The sequence below is a fragment of the Phocaeicola sp. genome (assembly GCF_057861905.1).
The window spans coordinates 1-3,706 of the sequence record NZ_DBMACV010000127.1 but is presented as its reverse complement, the minus strand read 5'-3'; the positions used below and the strand labels follow the sequence as shown (position 1 = coordinate 3,706).

Below are 3,706 nucleotides of genomic sequence, written 5' to 3'. Positions count from 1 at the left end.
GATTGCGGCGTACTGCATGTTTCCAAAAAAGCCGTGTATCAATGTACAACGTACATTTGACACACAGCTTGCTTTGTTTTGAATTCGTCGAATTCACGTTACATTAGCAGATTTAACTTTTACATTTACGGTCACGATTTTACCTTCAGGCTTCGTTGCTGCTACTGAAAGACCCGTTTTACATCCGTTACTTTCTGCTTGATTGATTTTAGAAGCAAACAGTTCGGCCTCTTGTTCAGCATCTGTTCTATATTCAACAGTTACATTACCAAAGTCGACACTGAACGAAGGATAATTCGTAATCGTTAAATACTCAGTAACCTTATCACTAGCTGCACTTGTTAGTTCATCACTATTATGGGCTGCAACAAAAACAGCACAACTATTAGGATATTTCTGTTGATAAGATTCAATTCCTCTTATTAAATTAGGACAAAATTGGCACCATGTTCCTGTATGCTGAATTGCAAGCACTCGCTTTACAAAACCCGTACTCTGATCAGGCTTGCTGTCGGCCGGTAGTGCAGGAATATCCTTAAATGCTCTGACGGTTACATCTTCAGTCTTTTCACCTCCATAATAGGCATAAAAGATATAGTCTCCTTCGGTCGTCGTACTAAAAGAGGTTCCCTGAAAAGATTCAGTACTGCCGGACGGATTGACTACATAAACCTTTGAGGAAGATGTAATGTCAGTTTCACCTTTCATAACTGCAATAGTAACAGCATCGGTTCCATTTGCCTCAATCACTGTACCGGAAACGGATAAAGACAAATCACCTTCAATCTCAGTTCCTGGGTCGGTACCTGGATCTGTACCAGGAAGTGTTTCTCCTCCATCATTTCCAGAGCATGCTATAAAAGCCATCAAAAAGCAGGCGGCCAAAGTTTTAAATATATAAGCTTTCATATATGTTTTTTATTTTGTAATTTGTTGATTTCAATTATTCAGACCACATTCCGCATCAGAAAGAAGAAGTCACGACCAGATTAGCTCCGGTATATGCCGGTGTATAGCGGCATACTCCACCCGAACAGACATAACCAGCACGATTTCTTCCATAGCTTAACTGTACACGTGTATTCTTGCGTGTATAACTTACAGAAGCTGTATAATAATGAATCTTTGTGGTACCATGATTGTACATATCGCTTACGCTGACACTCCAGCGGGGAGCCATACTGAATTCCAGCAAGGCAGCCATCCAGTCTTTTTCGTAATCAGCCGAATAGAGATATTGCAATTCCGCACGCAAAGCCATTTTGCTGTTGAACTTATAGGTATTGTCTACTACAAAGATGTTCGAAGCATATGTTTTGTCATCCATTCCATGAGTAGGACTCCACTCCTGAACAGATACCAATACTGCGGTTTTCCACTGCTTGTTCCAACGATGTTCTACATCAGCATTGATATCACGCCACAACAAACGTGACTCTCCTGTAATGTTCTTATCTGAATAGGCAGTCGAGAAATTCGCATGAAAATTCCAATAGTTTGCACGGTTCGAAGCCGGGCGCAACGAATAGTACACATCGACCTGTCCGGCGGTTTCACCTTCTGCATTTACCTGATACGGTTCCAAATTGGCAAGCATATAAGTATACTGGCGTGTCAAGGCAGGCAAATAGTTCAATGTATTTCCCGATCCCTGTCCCTGTAAGGTAAGCATAGTATTCATGTGTTCCAAACGACGGAAAGTACCCAAAGCAGAAAAATTACCTGTTGCATATCCCACTTCAGCAAGAATAGCATTTCCATCCACTTCAGTAGCAGAAGAAACTTCCGGCAAATCTTTCGTTTTCGTTACGTATTCGGCACGAACATCCAGACCATTCCAATTTAAATTACCGCCTACAGCATACATGTCCAGATTGTTTGTAGTCAAACGGTCTACATAGTCAGCATTGTCTTTCAGATTTTCATAACGGTTTACGTAACTACCTTCCAACTGTACCGAACCATTTTTCCAACCCACCATATCCGATAAAGACAAGGTAAGGTCAGCTCCACGTACAGCCGATTCCGCATAATCCAGATACAAGCGCGGTCTTCCGTACATACCTTTCAACGATACATAATTTTTATAGCTATAATGTCCCCATACGCCTTCTATTGAGTTATTGAACCCCAGGGTACGGTCTTCATAACTACGGAAAACAAGACCACTTCCATACTGATCAAAAATATCACCTACACGAAACCCGAAGTCACCATCTTCCCACGCTACATATTTTGAACCGAGAATAGCACGGCGACCATTACCATAGGTTCCATAATCATATCCCTGTAAGGCTGGGAAAAAACCTTCCAACTGAACTCCAGCCGAGAATTTACCCCGAACATAATCCAGTTTTAAATAATTATTTGAACCGAAATGATCGTCCGGATTGGCTGCAGCCGATCCCAGTTCACTATCATCTACATAATAGATGCTATTCGATTCTAAACTTCCCGTAAGAGTTCCTTTATCACGAGTCTGTGCATGAAGAGCAGTTGTCGCTCCGACAGCCGCTACACCTAATATAAAAAGTTGCTTTCTCATCGGGAATGAATTATTTTTGTTGTAGTTCTTTCAATTTTTCAAACAACTCCAGTTCGCTGCCCGGAGTATATCCTGTATGCGAATACACGATGTTTCCCTGTCCGTCTACAATAAAAGTCTGCGGAGTAAAAGTAACATTCATGGCACGTTTCAAATCCTGATTCTTATCGAATACACAGACGAAGTTCCATCCTGAGCCTGAAGCCATGGTACGTGCACGAGTAGAAAAACGGCTGTCGTCTATCGATACAGCCACTACCTTAAAATCGACTTCTTCCTGCCATTCTTCCAGTTGGTCATTGATGGCATTCAGTTCCATCAGACAAGGCTTGCAAGTAATCCCCCAAAAAGACATGATAAACGGTTTTCCATCTACCAGAGAAGTCACCTCGATCTGTTTGCCATCGGCATCTTCAACCTTTACGTTCGAAAGTTTACCTTGTGCAGCAACCTGCAAACAGCCACAAAGCAGACAGACTACAAATAACAATTTATGTAACATAGTAAATTTTCCCTAATTAAAGTATTTAACCAATTTGTAAAGTAAAAAATCCGTTTGAGAAAGCTTTCTTTTAAAGCTCCTGCCCTTTTCAGGTAATCATTCCAGACTCTATATCAAAAAGCCTCTCAAACGGAATTATCATATTAAAGCGAACATTCGCAATTATCAACCAGCCTTATTTGGTTTTCTTGCTGACCTTAAAACGCTGCTGTGAATAGTCGATAGTAATAGTTTCACGTTTCAGCTTACGTGCAACATCAGCCGACGGCAAGAATGTCTTTGACATTGTTTTGACAACAGCTTGTTTTCTGGCAGCCCACGGAGTTGTAAAGACAGTCTTTGCAGCAGTCTTCAGCGGTGCAACAGACGACTTCAAAGTTTTCATAGCCGAAGAGCTATTACGTGTCAGGACAAAGTCACCCGAACCATAATAAGTAGTATAAATATTATTGTTATACATACCGGCAAATGAAGGAGCAAGTGTTACGCCATCATATTCATAAGCCTGTACAGCAAGTCCGTTTCCGTCTTCATCAATCTTTACAGGGAAATCACTATAGACGTGAGTTCGGGATAAGAAAGTATCTTTAAAAGTTGGTAATCACCGAATTATTTTGTATATTTAAGTCTGACAAACAATTAATTACAAATTAACAACA

At 40.9% G+C, this 3,706-nt stretch carries 4 protein-coding genes; all 4 read right to left on the bottom strand.

Going from position 1 to position 3,706, the window contains the following annotated elements:
* Window positions 1–93: 93 nt before the first annotated feature.
* The gene (locus ACZM60_RS14520; RefSeq protein WP_489521845.1) at window positions 94–909 is read right to left on the bottom strand and encodes a hypothetical protein; all 816 of its coding nucleotides are present in this window, start codon (window positions 907–909) and stop codon (window positions 94–96) included.
* A gap of 55 nt (window positions 910–964) precedes the next feature.
* On the bottom strand, window positions 965–2,545 hold the full coding sequence (locus tag ACZM60_RS14515; RefSeq protein ID WP_418586264.1) for a DUF6029 family protein: 1,581 nt from the start codon (window positions 2,543–2,545) through the stop codon (window positions 965–967).
* Between the two features lie 10 nt (window positions 2,546–2,555).
* The gene (locus ACZM60_RS14510) at window positions 2,556–3,047 is read right to left on the bottom strand and encodes a TlpA family protein disulfide reductase (protein WP_418586266.1); all 492 of its coding nucleotides are present in this window, start codon (window positions 3,045–3,047) and stop codon (window positions 2,556–2,558) included.
* 175 nt (window positions 3,048–3,222) lie between these two features.
* On the bottom strand, window positions 3,223–3,507 hold the full coding sequence (locus ACZM60_RS14505; protein WP_489521844.1) for a hypothetical protein: 285 nt from the start codon (window positions 3,505–3,507) through the stop codon (window positions 3,223–3,225).
* Window positions 3,508–3,706 lie beyond the last annotated feature (199 nt).

Coding starts and splice junctions, on each gene's coding strand:
- ACZM60_RS14515 (WP_418586264.1), bottom strand. CDS start 2,545: ATGAGAAAGCAACTTTTTATATTAGGTGTAGCGGCTGTCGGAGCGACA.
- ACZM60_RS14520 (WP_489521845.1), bottom strand. CDS start 909: ATGAAAGCTTATATATTTAAAACTTTGGCCGCCTGCTTTTTGATGGCT.
- ACZM60_RS14505 (WP_489521844.1), bottom strand. CDS start 3,507: ATGTATAACAATAATATTTATACTACTTATTATGGTTCGGGTGACTTT.
- ACZM60_RS14510 (WP_418586266.1), bottom strand. CDS start 3,047: ATGTTACATAAATTGTTATTTGTAGTCTGTCTGCTTTGTGGCTGTTTG.